The following is a 21046-nucleotide window of genomic DNA, read 5'->3' as shown; positions in this document are numbered from 1 at the left end:
CGTGGCGGAAGCAGGACCGCCCCCGAGCCGACCTACCCTGGGGGGATGGGACGCTCTCCTTTCACTCTAGCCGCGGCAGTGACCGCCGCACTTCCCGGAGCGGAGGTCACGGGCGCCCGCGCCCTGTCGTCCGACACGGACGGTCGCTTCGACTCCGCTGTCGCCACCCTCGCCGATGGTCGCGAGCTCGCGATCCGGGTCGCCGACGACGATGAGGCCGCGCGGGAGCTGGCTGCCGAAGCCATCGCACTGCGCGCACTGACCGCCGGCGCGCGGGCGATGCTCCCGTTCCGCGTCCCTGAATACATCGGGCAGACCCGCCTCGACGACGCACCGGCCCTCGTGACCGAGCTCGTCCCCGGGTTCCAGATCGATGCGGCCCTCGTACCCGCGGGGCGCGGAGCCGCGGAATCGATGGGACACGCCATCGCCGCGGTGCACGCACTGCCGACCTCGGTGGTCAGGGGTGCGGGGCTCCTGGCTCGCTCGGCGCAGGAGAGTCGCGACGAGCTGAGCCGGCTGATCGACACCGCGGCGGCGACCGGGCGTGTGCCTGCACGACTCACCGTGCGCTGGCGTGAAGCCGTCGACGACGACGAGCTCTGGCGATTCGAGTCCACCGTCGTCCTCGGCGGAGCACAGGCCGCCTCGTTCGTGTTCACGGATGACCCTGATCGGGGTCCGGCGGTGACCGGCGTCCTGGGATGGCACTCGCTCTCTGTCGGCGACCCCGCCGTGGATCTCTCGTGGCTCTCCACCGCCCCCGAGGCCGCACGCGATGTGCACGCCGCGTACGCGCGTTCGATCGATCGAGTGTCGGACCCGGCGCTCGAGATCAGGGCGCGTCTGCTCGCCGAGCTCGATTTCGCGCGCTGGCTCGTGCACGGGGACTCGCTGCATCGCACTGACATCGTCGACGATGCCGCCGCGCTGCTCGAGTCCCTCGCCGACGGACTCCACTCGGACGACCTCTCTGTCATCGCCTCGCGTCGCGACGGCGTGGATTCGGCGCTGGACGCTCTGGACCGCGTGCCGGTGAGCGCCGCCGCCGCCGTCGACACCTCGATGCAGACCGACGCCTACAATCCCGAGCAGCTCTGGCCGGGCTCCGACGATGATCTGACAGATGACCACACAGCCGCTGCCGAGGCGGCGCGGCGCGCTCAGGCCGGCGCTCTGGAGACCGAGGACCTTTCTGGCGTGCGCGACTCCCTTGCCGACCTCGATCACGATGACACGCCCCGCCAGGACCGCGGCGCGACCCCCGACGACCGTTCGGAGTCGGGTGCGCCGGAGGACGAAGCTCAGCGCGCAGCCCGGGCAGCGCTCCAGCGCTGGAAGAGCTCGAGCTCGGAGTAGACCCTGTCTCCGCGGATGACCAGATCGTCGGCGACGTAGTAGAGCGCCACGTCGATCTCCTCCAGCGGGACACCGAAGCGCCGGTGGTACGCGAGGCGGTAGAGCGCGAGCTGCAGCATCCGCTCCTCGCGCTCCTGGGCCGTGCGCGGCGCCTTTCCCGTCTTCCAATCGACGATCTCGATGCGACCCCCGCGATCATCACGGCGGTAGACGGCATCCAGCTTGCAGATCACGATGTGCGCGTCTTGGCGGTCGGCGTTTCCGTGGCCGTCGGCGTCTCCGTCGCTGTCTTCCTCGGCGTCGGACACGACTCCCCCACCGAGCGCGAAATCGATCTCGATCTCGACCGCTATGGGTTTGAGGGGCCCCCACTCGCTGGCCTCGAAGATGGACTGCAGAGTCGACAGATCGGCGGCGTCCGCAGCGGACACCTCTGCTCCGCCGATCGTCGCCTCGTACGCGGGGTCTTCTTCGTCGACCTCCCAGAGCGCCTCGTCGACTCGGACCCCGACTCCCACCATCTCGCTGCGCTGCTCCACCCAGCTGTGGAACAGGGTGCCCAGACGCGTCTGCCGGTAGGGCCGCTCCGGCATGGGGCGCACGATGGACGACAGCGTCCCGCCGAAGTCCGTGACGTAGTCCTTGAAGCGCGACGCGGGCACACGCGTCGGCGGCGGCGCATCGGTTCCTCGCAGTCGTGCTGCCCGTTCGGCGAGCAGGCGCGTCAGTTCGGGAGACGCCTGAGGATCGCTCTCGGCCGCAGCTCGCACAGCGGCGGCCGCCGCCTCGACGACGCCCCGGCGAGCGCCGAGGGGATCGATCGGCCACGCGAGCGTCGCGCCCGGTCCGTCGTAGGGATTGCTCTCAGGGTCGACCTCGTCGATCGCACGAGCACCGATCGCGTCGATCGATTCGAGCAGATAAGGACTCGGCGCCTTCGGCTGCTTCTGTCCCGCCCAGTGCGCGCCGGTCAGGAGCAGATTGCTGCGCGCGCGGGTGACGGCGACATAAGCGAGCCTTCTCTCCTCCTGCTGCTGGTACTCCCGGTATGCATCCTTGAAGACGGTGATCGCGCCCGGTGCCGTCTTGCTCCTGCTGGTGAGTGAGGCGATGCCCGCCTTCAGCCGCTTCGCCGGATCCAGTTCCTCATCGGAGGGCGGGATCCAGCTGAACGTCGGGAGCGCGGCGCTGTCGCCGCGCAGAGCGAACGGCAGCACCCCGAAGCCGAACCACCCTGACGTGTCGGTCGGCCGCGACGGGAGTTCCCCCTCGACCATGCGGACGACGGCGACCGCATCCCATTCCAAGCCCTTGGAGCCGTGAATGGTCAGAAGCTGCACCACCCCCGGCTCCGGCGGCTCGGGTCGAGGCACCAACTCGTCGGTGCTCTCCGCCTTCTCGAGCCAGGCGAGGAGGCTCGAGATGGTGCCCCGCTCATCGGCGGCGAGGAACGACCGGACTTCGTCGGTGAACGCGCGCAGCTGCGTGGCAGCGATGCGCGCCGGCCCTCTGGTCTCATTCGCGGCGAGTTCGATGTCCAGACGCAGCTCGAGCTCGATGAGCCTCAGCAGATCGGGAAGCGGCAGCGAAGACGCTCGACGCAGACGCTCGAGCATCTCGCCCGCCGCACGGATGCGAGACCGGCCTTCCGGGGTGATGCCCGCGAGAAGGCGATAGTCGTCGCTCAGGCCGCGGAGCACGTCGACGGCATCGATGATCGACAGCGCCTCATCGGCCCCCCGCGATGCACGGATGCGCTTGCGGAGCTCGTCGTCGAGCGGCAGCAACCCACTGTCGCGCCGCGAGAGCTCGGCCGCGAGCGCCTGCAGTGCGGCCATGTCCGCCACTCCCACCGAGAATCGAGGACCCACCAGGAGCCTGATGAGTGCGGAACCGGCCGTGGGATCGTGCAGCACCCGCAGCGTCGAGACGACATCGACGACCTCGGGGGTCGCCAGAAGACCGCCGAGGCCCAGGATCCGATGCGGGATCCCCTGCGCGGCCAGGGCAGCCGCGAACGTCTGCATGTGGCGCTTCGACCGGAACAGGATCGCCCCGGTGTGCGGCTTCGCGGGCTCGTCATGCGCCGCACGGCGGGCAGCGAACCACTCGGCGACCTCGCGGGCCTCATCGTCGACAGTGAGCGGGAAGCTCACCTCGACCGCACCGGCTCCGGCCCCGGGACGAGCCTCGAGCGGCGGGACATCCAACCCCGGTCGGCGCAGAGGACCGAGGATGCGATTCGCGACGCCGAGGATGGTGCGGTCGTTGCGCCAGCTCGTCATCAGGCTGTAGTTCCCGACCGTCTCGTTCTCGGCGAACGTGCGTGCGAAGGCATGCAGGTTGTCTGCGCTCGCGCCTCGCCACCCGTAGATCGATTGGTGGGGATCCCCGACCGCCATGACGGCGCAGTCGCGGAAGAGACGTGCGAGGAACCGGGTCTGGATGACCGAGGTGTCCTGGTACTCGTCGAGCAGCACGACCCGGTGCTGCTGTCGGAGATCGTCGCGCACATCGAGCGAGGTCTCGACGATGTCGTACGCGCCGCTCACCTGATCGGCGAAGTCCAGCACCCCCCGACGCTGCTTCTCGGCGATGTAGTCGCGCACCAGGACGGACAGTGCGGGGAGTGCGCGAAGATTCGCCGCCGCGGTCGCGATCTCGGCGTTGCTGACATACGGAGCGAACGCCTCGGCCTGGCGCAGCGCTATCCGATCGGCGCGGTCGAGATCCACCCTGTGGTCGAGCGAATCGCCTGCCAGTCGCTGGACCGCGTCGACCACCCCGGGCACCGAGCGCTCGATCTCCTCGAGTTCCGGGAGGTCGGCTCGGAGCACGACGTCGCGCACCAGCATCCAGGACGCCGCCTGACTGAGCATCGCGACATCCGAGTCGCGGCCGATGCGCGCGGCGTGCTCACCGACGATGCCGTCGGCGAACGCGTTGTACGTCGACACCTTCGGCCGGATCAACAGATCTTCGGCCGACCGCGGGGTCGGGTCCGCCCCGGTTCCGAATCGCGTCGCGAGCTCGTCGAGCACCTGTGAACGGACGACCTCGCGCTGGCGAGCGGACGCGGCCTTCGACACGCGATCGAGCGCACCGCTCGCCACGATCTCGTGCAGGTGCGGCAGCAGGCCGCGTCTTCCGTATTCGTCGATCAGCGCGAGTCGGGCGCCGATGCGCTCCGCGAGCTCGCCCGCGGCCTTGCGCGTGAACGTCAGCCCGAGGATCTGATCGCGACGCACATGCCCGTTCGCGACGAGCCAGACCACGCGTCCGGCCATGGTCTCGGTCTTGCCGCTTCCCGCACCCGCGACCACGAGCGCGGGAGCGGGCGGCGACTCGATCACTCGCTGCTGCGCCGGTGTGGGCGCCGGAAGGCCGAGCGCTGCGGCGACGTCCAGAGCGGAGACGCCGTATCCCGCTCCTGTCCACGCCGTCATGCGCTCACCGCGGCGACGGTGTGGATGCGGCACGGATGCACGCGCCACTGCGTGTCGGCGCAGTGCGACTCGACGTGGGCGGTGAAGCTCGACGCCGACATGCCCCGCGCGGCATCGGCGATCCGTCCGAGGAAGCGCACGCGATCCTCGCCCGCGAGCGTGTGCTGGTGCGCGACACGGAAATCGCTGCCGGCGAGCGTCTTGGCGACCAGCACGAGCCGTGCTCCGGCAAGGGCCGCGGGATCAGCACCCGCGATGAGCCCTTCCTGCACGGCCACCTGGTAGGCGGCGAGCTGCGCGTGATCCGCCACCTTCTGTTCGCTCTCCGGCTCGTACTTCCCGGTCTTCAGATCGACGACCACGACGCGCTCTCCATCCTGCTCCCCGGCCATGCGCGTCCACCTCTGGCCTCGCGCCTTCGCATGCTCCCCGCCACCGGCCGCATACGCCTCGACCCGGTCGATGAAGCCGTGCACGATCGCATGATGGGGATGGGGCTCCGTCTCGGCGCTCGCCGCGCGGACAGCCGGGTCGACGCCGCTCTGCTCGGGGACCTCGACGGCGAATCGGAACTCGACCTCGCCGGCGATCACGCGACCGCCCTCCTCCGCCACGTCCGACAGATAGCTGTGCAGTCGATCGATGTAGAGGTCGGCCCGCCGGCGCTCCTTCCTGCCGATCCACGCCGTCTCGAAATCGAGCTCGGGCCAGTGCTCGGCGAGCACCTCGCGAAGGCGATCGAGTTCTCCGTCGGGCACTTGCTCCATCGCCTCGTGGATGATGGTGCCGATGCCCGCGGACGGAGGCATCACGGTGTCGCCTCCCAGAGCGGACACGGCCCAGTTCAGCTCGCATTCCTCGAAGGACTCCATGCGCGACGGCGACACCCTCGCAGCCTCGACGGCGAGATCGTGCAGCGGAGCGTCGGTCGTGGGCGGTGCGATCCCGTACCACTCGGCAGGGTCCGCACCGGGCACGCCCTCTTTCGCGAGCACCGCCAGCTGAGCGGACGCGTGGTCGCGCGCGGCGGCCGAGGTCGAAGTCGTCAGCACACGGCGGTGACGAGCGACGAGGCCTCGAAGAGTGAGCGGATGCTCCGCCGATGCATGCAGCTCGGGCGGATCCGGCGGGGGCAGGAAGCCGAAGAACGCGCTGGGCGTCATGTCATCGTCGTCGACAGCGGTGATCAGGAGCCTCCGACGCGCACGGGAGATCGCCCGCACGAAGAGACGCAGCTCGTCGTGCAGCGCCGCGCGGCGTCTGTCGAGGGTCTCGGGCGGGTCTTCTGCGGTCCCGGTGCGGACGGCGTGCAGGGCATCAGCGAGTCGCCACGTGTGCAGCATCCCGCCACGCAGTCGCACGTTCGGCCAGACGCCGTCTTGCACCCCGGCCACCACGACGGCGTCGAACTCGGTGCCGAGGGCCGTCGCCGGAGTGAGCAGAGTCACCCGCCCCGGCCGGTCCGGGCTCGACAGGGAGTCCTCGGGCACCTCGCTGTCGAGGATGTCGCGCACGAAGACGTCGGGCTTCTCGTTCGGCGTCCGCTCGACGAATCGCTTCGCTGCGCCGAACAACGAGACCAGGGCGTCGAGAGCTCGCGCGGTCTCTGCGCCGCTGGCCTGCAGCGACATCTCCCGCCATGCGATCTGGAGCTTGCGCCCGTCGACCGCCCTCGACTGATCCCACACCCTCCAGAGCAGATCGTGGATCGTCTCTCCGGCGGCCGCAGCGGTCGCGACGTCGGTGACCGTCGCGGCGAAACGCGCGGCCAGGCGCGACTCGTGCGCGTCGATGAGCGTGAGGTGGTCCGGCGACATCAGCGCCTGACGGAGCAGCTCGCGCGCCGGCGTCGCCCCTCCCAGGTCGAGCTCGATATGACGCAGCCGAGCGCGAAGGCGCCGGAGGCCGATCGCGTCCATTCCGCCGAACGGAGTGCGGAGCGCCTCCTCCCACTCCTGAGGTGTGCGTTCCTCGGGCGCGGTGAGGGCCAGGCGTACGATGCCGACGATGTCGCGCACGACGGTCTCGGTCCCGAGCGGCCGCTGCACGCCTGCGGCCCTGGTCGGAATCTCGCGCGCCGCGAGTTCCGCCTCGAGCTGCGTGACCTGACGCGTGTCGTGCGCGATCACCGCCATGCGGTCCCAGGGGACGTCATCACTGAGGTGCCAGCCCCGCATGACGCCGGCGATGCGGTCGAGCTCCTCGTGCGGAGACGGCGCGATGAAGGTGCTGACGCCGGTCGTGACGCCGCGCTCCTGATCGTCGCGAGGCTCGGGGGCACGACGATGGTCGACGCGTCCCGATGCCCCGATCGCCTGTGTGACGGTGCGGGTCAGTGACGTGAGAGCACGAGCCTGGCGATGGGGACGGTCGAGCACATGCACCTCGCCGAGTGACGTCGCGAGTCGCGCGAAGAGTTCGGGACTCGCCCCGCGGAACGCGCCGGACGAGATGTCGGGGTCGCCGAAGGCGAGCACGGCCGTCCCCCGCGCACGCAGCGCCTCGACCACGGCGATGCCGCCGCGGGTGAGTTCCTGCGCATCGTCGATCAGCACGACCCGGAGGCCTGCAAGGGGCCCCAGGGCGGCGGGCTCGGCCGTCCGCAGGATCGTGCGCGCCTCGGCGAGGAGGTCGGCCGCGTCGCGGTGCGATGCGCGCGCGTGGTCGAGGACGGCGCGGTACTCGACCAGGAACTCTGCGACAGATGACCAGGTCGCATCGCCCGCAGTGCGAAGCTCCTGCGGCAGAGCACCCAGTTCCACGCACTCGGCGAGGAACGCCCGGAGCTCGGACCGAAAGCCCTTCGATGCCCGGACCGCCGGGCTCAGCGCCTCGGGCCATTCGATGCGTCCGTCTTCGGCGTCGCCCGCGAGAAGCTCGGCGATCAGTCTGTCCTGGTCGGCACCGGTCAGCAGAGCGGGCGGCTCCGCCCCGGCACGCACCATCGCTCCGCGCACCACCTGGAAGGCGAAGGAGCCGAGGGAACGGGCCAGCGGACCGGGCGTCGCCTGACCGATCCTCACTCCGATACGGTCGCGCAGCGCCGTCGCCGCCTGCCGGCTGGGAGTGAGCACGAGCACCTGCTCCGGACGCATGCCGACCGTGTCGAGCAGATGGACGACGCGCTCGGTGAGGGTGCGGGTCTTGCCCGTGCCGGGCGCCCCGATGATGATGCCGGATGCCGTTGCGGGGGCGCCGATCACGGCGGTCTGCGCGGCGTCCTCTGTCATGTCATCCACGCTACTGCGGCACACGGACATCGCCTCTCGCACCGTCACTCCGCGCTGTGCGCTCAGGGCGAAACCGACCCGTCGAGGGATCCGTGCACCTCGCTGCCCGGTAGAGTTGGGCGCAGTCGCCGGCCCCCGAGGTCGGCTCGACCACAGCATCGTCGACTGGAAAACAGGAGTACGCGTGGAAATCCGCATCGGCATCATCAACACCGGCCGCGAGCTCAGCTTCGAGACCGCATCCAGCGCGGACGAGGTCCGCACGCAGGTCGCCTCGGCTCTCGAGCAGAACACCTCGCACCTGAGCTTCGCCGACGTGAAGGGCAACTCCTACCTGGTTCCCACAGCGAACCTCGCATACATCGAGCTCGGCACCGAGGAGTCCCGTCGAGTCGGCTTCTTCGCCTGACGTCTCGATGTACATCCTTCTCGCACTCATCGGGGCGTGCGCGCTCGGCATCGCCGCCCATTTCCTGATCGGTGGCCGAGAACTCCGTGGGGTCGTGCTGACACCCGCGATCGCGACCGCTCTGGCGGCGGTCGTCTACACCGGCATGCAGTGGCTCGGCGTCGGCGAGGACAGCATCTGGCTGTGGCTCGCCAGCGTTCTGGGCTCGGTCGTGGTCGCGGCGGCGCTGACGGTCGCCGTGGTCACCTTCCGTCGTCGCGCGGACGCCTCGGCGAAAGCGGCGCTCGGCATCTGATCGCCCGCGGTCGGGTCGTCTCTGCGATCGGGTCGTCTCTGACGTCGGCGTCTAGGACGCCAGGCCCATGGCATCCATGCGACGAGCGTGTGCGCCCATCAACTCGGTGTAGACCAGTTCGACGCGGTCCTCGCTCATCGCCGCGAGCTCGGGCTGCCGCAACGCAGATCGGCAGACCAGGATCGTGTCGCCGACGAGGCGCCGCGCCCACATCGACAGCAGCGATCGCCATTCTCCGTCGCCGTCGATCGTCTCCTGGATGATCGCGACGATCTCATGGCGCGCGTCATCCTCGCCGAGGATCGCAGCGACCTTCTCCCCCGTGTCGCCGTAGCTGGACGCGAGAGCGAAGTAGAAGTCGTCGAGCATTCCCGCGGTGATGTAGACGGCGAGGAGCGTCTCGCGTGGGCGCGCACCGATCGTCTTGCGGCGGAACGCGTCGAGGTTCTCCCGGAACGGGAGCATGAGCTGAGTGGGGTCGTCCCCGCGCTCGGCGATCAGGTCGACGATCGCGCGGTGCTTGGTGAGAGCGGCACCGGCGGCGCGCGACAGCGACTCCTTCTCAGAGAGCTCGGGAGTCGCGCGGATTAGCCGTGTCAGGGTCTCGAAGTAGCCGAGCTGAAGGTAGGCCGCCTGTCCGAGAAAGCGATTCAACTCCGGCGCGAGCTCCGAGAAGTCCACCCGAGTGGCCGTTCCCTGCTCGCCGCGACTGCGCAACGTCAGGGCGCGCCTCGGCGCCTTCCGCTTCCAGAACCAGTTGACCACGGATTCACACTACCCGGGACCGACACGATTTCCGGGCGCTGCGGACCCTCTCAGGTAGGCTGTCCCTGTCCCCGCCGTCGGAGCGGGGCCCGCGCCTGTGGCACATGAGACGGCGTGGATCCGTGAAACTGGGCGATCCTCGAAGATCGCCGGACAGGCATCTGAACATTGACAACCTTCGCTGATCTCGGAATCGATCAGGACATCGTCGACGCACTCGCCTCCAAGGGCATCGTCGACGCGTTCCCCATTCAGGAGCAGACCATTCCCCTCGGCCTGCCCGGCCAGGACATCATCGGCCAGGCCAAGACCGGAACCGGCAAGACCTTCGGCTTCGGCATCCCCGTCGTGCAGCGACTGGGCCTCGACCCCGAGCATGGCGTCAAGGCGCTCATCGTCGTCCCCACCCGCGAGCTCGCGGTGCAGGTGTACGAGGACATCGACCTGCTCACCAGCAATCGCTCCACCAGCGTCGTCGCCATCTACGGCGGCAAGGCCTACGAGGGTCAGATCGACCAGCTCAAGGCCGGCGCCCAGATCGTCGTCGGCACGCCCGGTCGTCTGATCGACCTCGCAGGCCAGCGTCTGCTCGACCTGTCGAACGCCACCGAGGTCGTGCTCGACGAGGCCGACAAGATGCTCGACCTGGGCTTCCTCGCCGACATCGAGAAGATCTTCCAGAAGGTCCCCGCGGTCCGCCACACTCAGCTGTTCTCCGCGACCATGCCCGGTCCGATCGTCGCCCTGGCCCGGCGGTTCATGACGAACCCGATCCACATCCGCGCGAGCGACCCCGACGAGGGTCTGACGCAGGCGAACATCAAGCACCTGGTCTACCGCGCCCACTCGCTCGACAAAGACGAGATCATCGCGCGCATCCTGCAGGCCGAGGGTCGCGGCAAGACCGTGATCTTCACCCGCACCAAGCGCGCCGCACAGCGCCTCGTCGACGAGCTCGGCGACCGCGGCTTCAACGTTGGCGGCGTGCACGGCGACATGGGCCAGGATCAGCGCGAGCGTTCGATGGCTGCCTTCAAGGCCGGCAAGAAGGACGTGCTCGTCGCCACCGATGTGGCGGCCCGAGGGATCGACGTCGACGATGTCACCCACGTGATCAACCACACCATTCCCGACGAGGACAAGACGTACCTGCACCGTGCGGGCCGCACCGGGCGCGCGGGCAAGACCGGCATCGCCGTGACGTTCGTCGACTGGGAAGACCTGCACAAGTGGGCCCTGATCAACCGCGCCCTCGAGTTCGGCCAGCCCGAGCCCGTCGAGACGTACTCGTCGAGCCCGCATCTCTTCGAAGACCTCGACATCCCGGCGGGCACCAAGGGCCGCCTCGTGAGCGCACCGAAGGCCGAGAAGCCGGCGCGCGCACCGCGACCCGAGCGCGCGGCCGATGTGGCCGCCGATGCAGCAGGCGAGAGCGGCACTCGCCGCCGCCGCCGGCGCCGGGGCGGCTCGGCCCAGATCGGATCGACTTTCGCAGAGGGTGCGTCCGACAGCGACGCCTCGGAGTCCGCAGCGCCGGCGGCCGACCGCAGTGCGGAAGGCGCAGGCACGCACGACGGAGCGGGCAAAGAGCACCACGACGGCAAGCCCGCACCCGCACGTCGTCGGCGTCGCCGCCGCGGCGGCTCGGGTGCCGCAGGCTCGGCCCCGGTCGCCGGAGCCTGACCGGCACAGGTCCTGATCGAGAGATCGAAGGGGCGGATGCTGCTGCGGCAGCATCCGCCCCTTTGTCGTACCGCGAGAGCCCGTCTCGCGGATGTCAGGCGTACGTGGGTGCCGACCCCGTCGCGCGGTCGATCAGGCGCGCGACCATCTCGTCCGCAGTCGTGTTCTCACCGGGGAGGTTGGGCTTGCCTGCGCCGTGGTAGTCGCTCGATCCTGTGACGATCAGGTCGTGTTCGGCAGCGAGCGCCCGCAGCTTCCTCTTCCCGGCATCCGTGTTCTCGCGGTGGTCGATCTCGAACCCGCCGAGCCCCGCCTCGATGAGCGTCTCGATGAACGGCACCGGCAGCATGCGGTCTCGGCCCGCGGTCACCGGGTGCGCGATGATCGCCACTCCCCCCGCCTCGGTGATGAGTCGCACGGCGGTCAGCGGATCCGGCGCGTAGTGCGGCTCGTAATATCCCTCGCGCGGGTGCAGGATGCCGTCGAACGCTTCGGCGCGATCCCGGACGATCCCCCGAGCGACCAGGGCGTCCGCGATGTGCGGCCGCCCCACCGTCGCGTCGAGGGCGGTCTGGGCGAGCACGTCCTCCCAGACGAGGTCGTAGTCACGGCCGATGCTGCGCACGATCCGCTCCGCACGACCGACGCGGTCGCCACGGATCCGATCCGTCTCGACGCGCAGTGCGTCGTCATGCGGATCGAAGAGATACCCGAGCACGTGCACGCTGCGCCACTCGTGCTTCGCCGACAGCTCCATCCCGGGGATGAACGTCATCTCCAGCGCCGTGGCCTGATGGGCTGCCTCGTCCCATCCGGTCGTGCGGTCGTGGTCGGTCAGCGCGAGCGTGCGCACTCCGTGTGCGTGCGCCTGTCGCACGACGTCGGCCGGAGCCTCCGTGCCGTCCGAATGGTTCGAGTGCAGATGCAGGTCGGACGGACCTGAGAAGCGGTGGGATCGAGCGGCTGCCATCCTCCGAGAGTACCCACGAGGAGACGGCTCCAGCGAAAGCTCCGTGGCGGGGCAGGCTCTTCACAGCGAGGGCTTCTAGGCTGGAACGGATGCTTCGACTTCTGGGGATTCTCTTCACCGTGCTGCTCGCGATCGCCACGGCGATCGTCGTGTGGCCGCAGTTCTTCCATCTGGAGCAGACGTACCCCTTCGCGCAGATCGTCGCGGCTCGAGGCGTGGTCCTCGCGGCATTCCTCGTCATCGCCGTCCTGTCGATGCTCCTGCTGTTCGCCCGCCCCTTGCGCGGATTCGCCGCCTCGGTGCTGATCGTGGCGCTGCTCGGCGCCGGCGCGACAGGGGTCATCGGAGCCCTGCGCGGATTCGGGTCCGGCGCTCTCCCCGCCGCCACCGCCACCAGCGTGCGCGTGCTCAGCTGGAACACCGCCGGAGACAAGGTCTCCGCACCGCAGATCGCGCAGCAGATCCTCGATCAGGGCGCCGACGTCGTCGCGCTCCCCGAGACGACCGAAGCCGTGGGCGAGGAGATCGCGGTCATGCTCCGCGAACAGGGGCACCCGATGTGGGTGCATCACGTGCAGTTCCAGCCCGACGTCGTCGACGGCCCGAAGTCGTGGCACACGACCGTCCTGGTCTCGCCCGAGCTCGGCGAGTACTCCGTGATCCAATCGTCGGAGGACGGATCGAACAACACCGGCTCCGTGCCCAGCGCGGTGCTCATGCCGGTCGACGGATCGGGCCCGACCATCGTGGCGGTGCACGCCGTCGCTCCGCGCATGGAGGACATGGATCAGTGGAGCAGCGATCTGCGATGGATCGCGGACCAGTGCCCCGAAGGCGACTTCCTGCTGGCGGGCGACTTCAACGCGACCGTCGATCACATGGCGGGTCTCGGGGTCGAGGGGGGCGACATGGGCTACTGCCGCGATGTCGCCTCGCGCACGGGGAACGGCTACAGCGGAACCTGGCCGAGCTCGCTGCCCGCGCTGCTCAGCACGCCGATCGACCACGTGATGGCGTCGCCCAACTGGGTACCGACCGGATCGGTCGTGATCGACGATGCGGGCGGCAGCGACCACCGCGGGCTGGTCGTCCAGCTCGAGCCGGCCGGCTGACCCCGCACGCGTCCCCTTCAGGTGACAGACTGGAGGGATGAGCACCGCAGAACGCGACACGATCGCAGAGCCCGCCGTCGATGCCCCCGTCGAAGGCAGCACCACGAACCGCAAGCAGCCCTTCCCTCGAGGATTCCTCGACACGATCTCGACCGGCTGGGCCGAGCGGACCGAGACGCTTCCCGCTCCGCGTGCACAGGCGCCGTACGCCGCTGAACGTCGCGCTGCCGTCTCGGCGGCATTCCCCGGCAAGCGCCTCGTGATCCCCGCGGGTTCGCTCAAACAGCGCAGCAACGACACGGACTACGTGTTCCGCGCGCATTCCGCGTTCGCGCACCTCACGGGATGGGCGTCGGATTCCGAGCCCGACTCGGTGCTCGTGTTCGACCCCACCGATGCCGGTCATGACGTCACCCTGTATTTCCGCGAGCGCGCAGACCGCACGACCACGGAGTTCTACGCCGACGCCACCGTGGGCGAGTTCTGGATCGGCCCGCGCCCGTCGCTCGCCGGCGTCGCCGCCGACCTCGCGGTCGCCACCGACCATCTCGACAGGTTCGCTCCCGCCGACGGCGAGCTCGTCCTCGAGGAGGACGACGACCTGACCCGCTTCGTCTCCGAGCTGCGCCTGGTCAAGGACGAGTTCGAGATCGCCGAGATGCGTCGTGCCGTGGACATCACCGCCCAGGGCTTCGACGACGTCATCCGATCGCTCCCCGACGCCGTCGCGCACGCTCGCGGCGAGCGCGTCGTCGAGAGCGTCTTCCACCGCCGTGCGCGCGAGGACGGGAATGGAGAGGGCTACGACACGATCGCCGCCTCCGGCCCGCACGCGTGCTACCTGCACTGGACCCGCAACGATGGCACGGTCGTCCCCGGTGATCTCATCCTGGTAGACGCCGGCGTCGAGGCCGACAGCTACTACACGGCCGACATCACGCGCACTCTGCCCGTGTCCGGCACGTTCACCGAGGTCCAGCGCCGCGTCTACGAGACCGTGCGAGAAGCGGCGGATGCCGCCTTCGCCGCGGCCCGCATCGGGGTCCGCTTCCGCGAGGTGCACGAGGCGGCCATGCGGGTGATCGCAGCCCGCGTCGCCGAGTGGGGCCTGCTTCCCGTGACCGCGGAGGAGGCACTGTCGGCCGATTTCGGAGGGCAGCACCGCCGGTACATGGTGCACGGCACCTCGCACCACCTCGGCATCGACGTGCACGACTGCGCTCACGCGCGGCGCGAGATGTACTACGACGGCATCCTGGCACCGGGCATGGTGTTCACGATCGAACCGGGCCTGTACTTCCAGATCGACGATCTCACGGTGCCCGCGGAGTACCGCGGCATCGGTGTACGCATCGAGGACGACATCCTCATGACGGCGGACGGGCCGGTCAACCTCTCGGCAGGAATCCCGCGCACTGCCGATGAGGTCGAGGCCTGGATCGCCCGCGTCCAGAGCTGATCACGGCCCCCCTCCCAGGGCGAGGTCGGCCTCATCGAGATGACCGCCGAGCGAGTGATCGCTCGGCGGTCTTCGTGCTCGTGAGCCTGGGCTCGCAGCCACAACCTTCGACGACGGACGTCAGCCGTGCTCACTGCCGCGGACGAACTCCGCGACGAACGGTGCGAGCGTCATGCCGATCTCGGATGCCGCGCGCCTGCGCCCCTTGATCTCGAAGGTGTGCGCCCCGCCCTCGATCCAGACCACACGCGCGTCCTGGCAGGTCGCCACGACCTCCTCGAACTGCGACAGCGGCTGGATGAACGGATCGTTCGTCCCCTCGACGAACAGCTGCGGGACCTCGATGGCCGCAAGGTGCTCCGCGCGCGGCTTCTCGGGCTTGCCCGGTGCGTGCAGCGGATACCCGAGGTACGCCAGCCCGTCGACGACGAGGCCCTCGGCCACGGCCATCGAGGCCATGCGTCCGCCGTACGACTTGCCGGTGGCCCAGACGGCGGCCCCGGGATCCTGCTCACGGGCGAATGCCACGGCTGCCTTCCAGGTGGCGATCGCGTGCGCGGCCGGCCCCGGCATCCGACGCCCCTGCTCGACGTAGGGGAAGTTGAAGCGCAACGTCGAGAATCCGAGCGTGCCGATGGCGTCGGCGAACCCGGTGAGGAAGGGATGGTCCTTCCCTGCACCGGCGCCGTGGGCGATGATCACGGTCGCACCCGCAGATCCCTGACACCAGTCGGCGGAGACTGTCACGGGACCGGTGGAGAGGTCGACCGCGAGGTCGACCATCAGGCGCGCAGGTAGGGGATCGCGAACGGCACGCGCACGACCTTGCCGGCGGAGGCCTTCACCATGCCCATGATCACGAGCACGACATGCAGCACCGACACCGCGAAGTACAGCGTGATCGGGATGCCGATCGGATAGAAACCGCTCGCGCTCGATTCCGAGGTCAGCGCGAAGAGGATCACGAAGTGCGACAGCAGGAGGACGGTCGACACGAGAAGATAGGTGAGACCCCAGTTCAGTGCAGCACGAGCGTTCTCGCGCGCCACGCCGCCGAAGCGTCGGGATGCCCCGCCGCTGACAGCCATCGCGATTCCCGAGGCCAACCCTCCGACGAACGGGAAGGGAATGAAGATCAGCAGCCCGAGAGCCCACGGCAGCAGCCCACGCGGCGGCGCCGCGACCGGGTAGTAGGCACCCGCGGGGTAGGCCGCTGAGGGGTAGCCCGGGGCCTGGGGCGGTGCGTAACCGGGCGTCGGCTGCTGCGGTGGCATGTGACCGAGCGGCAGATGCTGTGGCGGTACATGGCCCGGGGGCTGCGGCGGAGCGTAGGTCGGGGTCGGCTGCGGCGCCACGTACCCAGGAGCCTGCGGCGGCGCGTACCCCGGAGCCTGCGGCGGCGCAGAGGGGGTGCCCCTCGGTGCCGGCGGTATAACCGCGTACTGGCCATCGGCGGACGCGTACTGGGGTGGTGCCGGCGGCACGGGCGGCACCACCGGGCGGTCGGGCTCGTTCTCGCGCTGCGGATCGACCATCAGGCGGTCTCCGCCGGCTTCGGCGGCACACCGGGCGAGGCGGCTCCGGGAGCGTCGGTCTGCGGCCCTGTCGGGTCGGCGGGGCGAGGCGGCACGGGGGCCTCGGCAGGCGGGGTGTGACCGCCCCCCAGCGGAGGAGTCGGTTCCGTGCCGGGCGCGGTGTCAGCGCCGGGAGCCGGCTCCTCGGGCACGGGAGGCGGAGTGGGCGCGCTCGGGGTGCCCGGCGTGATCCGCTCGCCGTACCGGGGCGGCTCGTCGAAGTTCACCGGTGCGCGCACGGGCGCGGGCTTCCCGGCGCCGAGTGCGAGCCGCGCCTTCGCGAGGGACGCTGCCTGCACGCGCACTTCGTAATGGTCGGCGGCGAACTGCGTGATGCTGGCGAAGTCCCGACGGCGACGGACGATCGCATACGTCACCAGGCTGAGCAGCATGCCGAGGGCGACTCCGATGAAGACGAATCCGACGAAGAGCTGGATCGGGACATCGGGATTGCCGATCACGAGGATCGCCGAGAGGAAGAGGCCGATGAGCACACCGTTGACGGCACCCGAGCGCGCGGCTGCGGCATAGCCGAGCCGACCGGTGATGCGCTCGACCGTGCGCACGCTCTGACCGACGATCGCGATGTCGCGCGCCGGAACCTCTTCGGCGATCAGTTTCGACACCGTCTTCTGCGCGCCTTCGTAATCGCGGGTGGAAGCGACGATCTCGCCCTCATCGCGGCTGTCAGCTGGACGGTTCAGCATGCTCATCCCGCCATTGTTCCATGCCTGCCGATGAGCGGCCCGCGAGTCGCGCGCGCAGCCGGCGTCCGACCCCCGTCCGAGCCCTCTTCGCAGGCCCCGCGCACTACGCTGGAGAGGTGAGCACACAACGGGTATTCGCCGCGCGCCTTGCCGGGTGCGCCGTCTTCGACCCCGTGGGCGACCGGCTCGGCAAGGTCCGTGACGTCGTCATCGTGTATCGAAGTACGGCGGCCCCGCGTGTCATCGGCCTTGTCGTCGAGATCCCCGGACGCAGGCAGGTCTTCCTCTCGATCGGTCGCGTGACCTCGATCCGCGCGGGCCAGGTGATCAGCACCGGGCTCATCAATGTGCGACGGTTCTCGCCCCGCGCCGGCGAGGTGCGGGTGCTCGCGGAGCTGCTGGGACGCCGGGTCGATCTCGTCGACGGCAGCGGCAAGGCCGTGATCGAGGACGTCGCGATCGAGCCCAACCGCCTCGGCGAGTGGGCCGTCAGTCAGCTCTTCCTCCGCCGCCCCAAGACGAGTGCGTCGCCGTTCGCCAAGGGCCCGACGACGTTCGCGGCCTGGAACGAGGTGTCCGAGCAGCAATCGCCCGGGGAGGCCCAGTCTGCCGAGCAGCTCGTCGCCTCGTACTCGGAGCTGCATGCGGCCGACCTCGCGAACACCCTGCTCGACCTTCCGCAGCAGCGCATGATCGAGGTCGCCGAGGAGCTCTCCGACGACCGCCTCGCCGACGCGCTCGAAGAGATGCCCGAAGACGAGCAGGTGCACATCCTCGACAGACTCGGTGATGAGCGCGCCGCCGACATCCTCGACCAGATGGAGCCCGACGACGCCGCCGACCTTCTCGCGCAGCTTCCCCCCAGCCGTCTCGAGCAGCTCCTCGAGCTGATGGAGCCGGAGGAGGCGGAGGACGTGCGGATGCTGCTCCGCTACGGCCCCGACACTGCCGGCGGCCTCATGACCCCCGAGCCGATCATCCTCTCGGCAGACGCCACGGTGGCAGAGGCGCTCGCACTCATCCGCCGTCATGAGCTGCATCCGGCTCTCGCCGCCGCCGTGTTCGTCACGCTCCCGCCGTTCGAGACGCCGACGGGGCGACTGCTCGGCATGGTGCACTTCCAGAGGATGCTGCGCTATCCCCCGCACGAGAGGCTGGGAGCGATCGTCGACGACAGTCTCGAGCCCGTCGCCGTCACCGCGTCTGCTGCCGAGGTGGCGAGGATGCTGGCGAGCTACGACCTCGTGTCGCTTCCGGTGATCGACGCCGCGCACCGGTTGGTCGGCGCGATCAGCATCGATGACGTCCTCGACTATCTGCTTCCCGACGACTGGCGCACGCACGACAGCGACGAGCCGGCGATCCCCGGGACGGTGCGTTGATGGCTCGCTCCCGCTCTCGCTCTCCTCGACTCGACGCCCCGCTCGGCCGAGGGTCGTCCCGGCAGCGCTCCACGTCGAGGGACCGCTTCGGGCGCTTCACGGAGTGGGTCGCCCGTGCCATGGGCACGCCCGCGTTCCTGCTGATCCTCACGCTCTTCTGCGTGCTGTGGATCTGCTGGAACACGCTGCTCCCCGAGCACCTCCGCTTCGACGACGCGGCCCTCGGATTCACGGCGCTCACCCTGATGCTGTCGCTCCAGGCGTCGTACGCCGCACCGCTGATCCTGCTCGCGCAGAACCGGCAGGACGACCGCGACCGGGTGCAGATCGAGCAGGATCGTCAGCGCGCCGAGCGCAATCTCGCCGACACCGAGTACCTCGCCCGAGAGATCGTCGCCCTGCGCATGTCTCTGGAAGAGCGCAACAACCAGATCGTGACCCGAGACGTGCTGCGTCAGGAACTCAAGGCGCTGCTCGCCGAACTGGGCGAGACCGACGACGAGCCACGAGAGTCGCCACACCAGAGCGGCCGATCGTCATCGTGAGTCCCGCCGACGCCGTACGGGCGGCGGTCGCCGCGGTCACCGACCCCGAGCTGCGCCGCCCCATCGGCGACCTCGACATGGTCAAAGGCGTCTCCGTCGATGCGGGCACGGCGGAAGTGTCGATCGTCCTGACGATCGTGGGCTGCCCGGCGGCCGCGCGGATCGAGTCCGACGTGCGTGCTGCAGCAGCCTCCGTCCCCGGTGTGAACGACGTGCAGGTCGACGTCGGAGTGATGACCCCTGCCGAGCGCAGAGCGCTCACCGAGAAGCTCCGCGACGGCCGCGCGCCGCGCCAGATGCCGTTCGGCCCCGACTCGCTCACCCGCGTGATCCTCGTCTCGAGCGGGAAGGGCGGCGTCGGCAAATCCACGGTCACCGCGAACCTCGCGGTGGCATTGGCCGGGCAGGGCCTCTCGGTCGGGCTCGTCGACGCAGACGTCCATGGCTTCTCGATTCCCGGTCTTCTCGGGATCCCCGCGGGCACGCAGCCCACGCGGATCGACGACCTCATGCTGCCCCCGGTCGCATACGGGGTGAAGACCATCTCGATCGGCATGTTCCTGCGCGACGGCGAGGCGGTGGTCGCCTGGCGCGGTCCGATGCTCCACCGCACCGTGCAGCAGTTCCTGACAGACGTCTTCTTCGGCGACCTCGACGTGCTCCTGATCGACATGCCGCCCGGTACCGGCGACATCGCGATCTCGATAGGCCAGCTGCTGCCGCACGCAGAGGTCCTGGTCGTCACGACGCCTCAGGCCGCGGCATCCGATGTGGCGATCCGCAGCGGTCTGGTCGCGCGCCAGACCGGACAGCGTGTGATCGGGGTGATCGAGAACATGGGACCCTTCACGCTCCCCGACGGGACAGTGCTCGATCTGTTCGGCTCCGGTGGCGGCGCTGCGGTCGCGACCGCGCTCTCTGAGACCGACCCCGTGCCGTTGCTCGCATCGATCCCCCTCAGCCCGGCGCTGCGCGCGAGCGGCGACGACGGCACTCCCATCGTCATCGCCGACCCCGCGGATGCCTCGGCGCGGGCGATCGACGACCTCGCCCGCTCCCTCGCGGGCCGAGGCCGGGGCCTCGCGGGCCGCCCGCTCCCGCTGTCGCTCGGCTAGCGCGGCATCCGGCCGCGTCGTGTGAACAGTCGACGCAGCAGGATCACGGCCGGGATCAGCACCGCGACGGGCGGGCAGAGCACGGCGCAGAAGACGAGGATCGCACCGATCGAGTAGTCGCTGCCACCCGTGCGACCGAGGCCGACATCCCCCGTGCCGAATGAATCGCCCGCCACCAGGAATTCTCCGTCGTAGGTGTCGAGCGAATCCTCGCATCGGACGACGTGCTCCCCGGCCTCGCTCGCGGTGATCTGCGAGTGCTGCTCGAACCCCCGCCTCGGTGTCATCCACCAGAGCACGTCATCCCAGCGCAGCGATGAGCCACCCGATTGCTGGACCTCCGAACCGTGCACGTCGGTCACCGAGCAGTCCATCGAGCCCAGCGCGGCGGATCGACCGCTCGCCCAGATCCCTACCGTCTGCCCCGCGGAGAGGTCGACGGCGATCGTGCGACCGATCGGCACAGGCCGAGCATCGTCGATCGAGCCCGCGATCGGCAGCACCCACAGCATCCAGATGAGGATCGACACCACGGCACAGACGGCGGCCGCGAGGAAAGCGGCATGGTCCTTCGCCTTCAGCCTTTCGAGCGAAGTGCGCGTCACGTCGCTTCGAGGTCGAACGGGGGTGGGTTCGCCACCGAGAACTCCGGTCGCGTGCGCACGGGCCGCACGGGCGCGACCGCGGGCTCTGCGACCACCGTGGCAGCCTGAGTCGCGGCGACGGCCGGCGCGTCCTCGAACAGGGCGTCCCGGATGATCCGACGCGGGTCGTACTGACGAGGGTCGAGCTTGCGCCAGTCCACGTCGTCGACCTCGGGACCCATCTCCTCGCGAACCCGACTCTTGGTGTCGCGCAGGAACTCACCGGCGCGCCGAGCGAGCTTGGCCACGTTTTCGGCATAACGGGGCAGCCGCTCGGGTCCGACGAGAAGAACGGCGACCAGACCGATCAGCAGAATCTTCTCGAATGAGATTCCGAGTTCCATCTGACCA

18 protein-coding genes are annotated in these 21046 nt (G+C 69.6%); 9 read left to right on the top strand and 9 right to left on the bottom strand.

Translation table 11 applies throughout. The features are described 5' to 3' along the window. Nucleotides 1-45: 45 nt before the first annotated feature. Complete coding sequence (locus AC3WS6_RS08150; RefSeq protein ID WP_492500539.1) at nt 46-1359, top strand: protein kinase family protein; 1314 nt, start codon at nt 46-48, stop codon at nt 1357-1359. Here AC3WS6_RS08150 and AC3WS6_RS08145 read toward each other — a convergent pair. Both AC3WS6_RS08145 and AC3WS6_RS08140 read right to left on the bottom strand, forming a co-directional pair. Beyond that, nucleotides 1305-4805 carry an ATP-dependent helicase gene (locus tag AC3WS6_RS08145; protein ID WP_492500538.1) on the bottom strand — a complete coding sequence of 1167 codons (3501 nt, stop codon included), beginning with the start codon at nt 4803-4805 and terminating at the stop codon, nt 1305-1307. The two genes, AC3WS6_RS08150 and AC3WS6_RS08145, sit on opposite strands and share 55 nt — an antisense overlap. After that, nucleotides 4802-8035, bottom strand: coding sequence for an ATP-dependent helicase (locus tag AC3WS6_RS08140; RefSeq protein ID WP_492500537.1), 3234 nt, complete (start codon nt 8033-8035; stop codon nt 4802-4804). The genes AC3WS6_RS08145 and AC3WS6_RS08140 overlap by 4 nt, the downstream gene beginning before the upstream one ends. 184 nt (nt 8036-8219) lie before the next feature. Between AC3WS6_RS08140 and AC3WS6_RS08135 the strand changes: the two genes are divergently transcribed. Together AC3WS6_RS08135 and AC3WS6_RS08130 are read left to right on the top strand one after the other, a co-directional pair. Continuing rightward, entirely contained in the window at nt 8220-8444 is a 225-nt protein-coding gene (locus tag AC3WS6_RS08135; protein ID WP_492500536.1) for a DUF3107 domain-containing protein, read from the top strand. A 7-nt stretch (nt 8445-8451) separates the two neighbouring features. After that, nucleotides 8452-8739: a hypothetical protein gene (locus AC3WS6_RS08130; RefSeq protein WP_492500535.1), complete on the top strand. Its 288-nt coding sequence runs from the start codon at nt 8452-8454 to the stop codon at nt 8737-8739. A 51-nt stretch (nt 8740-8790) separates the two neighbouring features. On the opposite strand, the gene AC3WS6_RS08125 is transcribed toward AC3WS6_RS08130, so the two are convergent. Then, nucleotides 8791-9504, bottom strand: a complete 714-nt coding sequence (locus AC3WS6_RS08125; protein ID WP_492500534.1) for a ferritin-like fold-containing protein — start codon at nt 9502-9504, stop codon at nt 8791-8793. A gap of 168 nt (nt 9505-9672) precedes the next feature. Between AC3WS6_RS08125 and AC3WS6_RS08120 the strand changes: the two genes are divergently transcribed. Continuing rightward, on the top strand, nt 9673-11187 hold the full coding sequence (locus AC3WS6_RS08120; protein ID WP_492500533.1) for a DEAD/DEAH box helicase: 1515 nt from the start codon (nt 9673-9675) through the stop codon (nt 11185-11187). Between the two features lie 94 nt (nt 11188-11281). On the opposite strand, the gene AC3WS6_RS08115 is transcribed toward AC3WS6_RS08120, so the two are convergent. Beyond that, a complete protein-coding gene (locus AC3WS6_RS08115) occupies nt 11282-12157 on the bottom strand; it encodes a PHP domain-containing protein (RefSeq protein ID WP_492500532.1) in 876 nt (291 codons plus the stop codon). Nucleotides 12158-12246: 89 nt separating this feature from the next. Between AC3WS6_RS08115 and AC3WS6_RS08110 the strand changes: the two genes are divergently transcribed. Beyond that, nucleotides 12247-13269, top strand: a complete 1023-nt coding sequence (locus tag AC3WS6_RS08110) for an endonuclease/exonuclease/phosphatase family protein (protein WP_492500531.1) — start codon at nt 12247-12249, stop codon at nt 13267-13269. Between the two features lie 37 nt (nt 13270-13306). Then, nucleotides 13307-14728, top strand: coding sequence for an aminopeptidase P family protein (locus tag AC3WS6_RS08105; RefSeq protein ID WP_492500530.1), 1422 nt, complete (start codon nt 13307-13309; stop codon nt 14726-14728). Nucleotides 14729-14848: 120 nt separating this feature from the next. Here AC3WS6_RS08105 and AC3WS6_RS08100 read toward each other — a convergent pair whose 3' ends face one another. From AC3WS6_RS08100 to AC3WS6_RS08090, 3 genes are read right to left on the bottom strand one after another with little or no spacing between them, the layout of a single operon-like run. Beyond that, entirely contained in the window at nt 14849-15511 is a 663-nt protein-coding gene (locus AC3WS6_RS08100) for an alpha/beta hydrolase family protein (protein WP_492500529.1), read from the bottom strand. Then, entirely contained in the window at nt 15511-16263 is a 753-nt protein-coding gene (locus AC3WS6_RS08095; RefSeq protein ID WP_492500528.1) for a DUF4870 domain-containing protein, read from the bottom strand. Before AC3WS6_RS08095 ends, AC3WS6_RS08100 begins: the two co-directional genes overlap by 1 nt. Then, the gene (locus tag AC3WS6_RS08090; RefSeq protein ID WP_492500527.1) at nt 16263-17015 is read right to left on the bottom strand and encodes a YflT domain-containing protein; all 753 of its coding nucleotides are present in this window, start codon (nt 17013-17015) and stop codon (nt 16263-16265) included. The genes AC3WS6_RS08095 and AC3WS6_RS08090 overlap by 1 nt, the downstream gene beginning before the upstream one ends. A 110-nt stretch (nt 17016-17125) precedes the next feature. Between AC3WS6_RS08090 and AC3WS6_RS08085 the strand changes: the two genes are divergently transcribed. The 3 genes from AC3WS6_RS08085 to AC3WS6_RS08075 are packed head-to-tail and all read left to right on the top strand — an operon-like array spanning nt 17126 to nt 20051. Then, entirely contained in the window at nt 17126-18391 is a 1266-nt protein-coding gene (locus AC3WS6_RS08085) for a magnesium transporter MgtE N-terminal domain-containing protein (protein ID WP_492500526.1), read from the top strand. Beyond that, nucleotides 18391-18936, top strand: a complete 546-nt coding sequence (locus AC3WS6_RS08080) for a DUF1003 domain-containing protein (RefSeq protein WP_492500525.1) — start codon at nt 18391-18393, stop codon at nt 18934-18936. The genes AC3WS6_RS08085 and AC3WS6_RS08080 overlap by 1 nt, the downstream gene beginning before the upstream one ends. Further along, entirely contained in the window at nt 18933-20051 is a 1119-nt protein-coding gene (locus AC3WS6_RS08075) for an Mrp/NBP35 family ATP-binding protein (RefSeq protein WP_492500524.1), read from the top strand. The genes AC3WS6_RS08080 and AC3WS6_RS08075 overlap by 4 nt, the downstream gene beginning before the upstream one ends. On the opposite strand, the gene AC3WS6_RS08070 is transcribed toward AC3WS6_RS08075, so the two are convergent. Together AC3WS6_RS08070 and AC3WS6_RS08065 are read right to left on the bottom strand one after the other, a co-directional pair. Then, entirely contained in the window at nt 20048-20656 is a 609-nt protein-coding gene (locus AC3WS6_RS08070) for a hypothetical protein (RefSeq protein WP_492500523.1), read from the bottom strand. The two genes, AC3WS6_RS08075 and AC3WS6_RS08070, sit on opposite strands and share 4 nt — an antisense overlap. Continuing rightward, on the bottom strand, nt 20653-21039 hold the full coding sequence (locus AC3WS6_RS08065) for a twin-arginine translocase TatA/TatE family subunit (protein ID WP_492500522.1): 387 nt from the start codon (nt 21037-21039) through the stop codon (nt 20653-20655). The genes AC3WS6_RS08070 and AC3WS6_RS08065 overlap by 4 nt, the downstream gene beginning before the upstream one ends. Nucleotides 21040-21046 lie beyond the last annotated feature (7 nt).

This window comes from Microbacterium sp. EB106-03-03-XG65, assembly GCF_058791955.1.
Note: the sequence above shows the minus strand (reverse complement) of the source record. Positions and strands in the feature narration are given on the sequence as shown.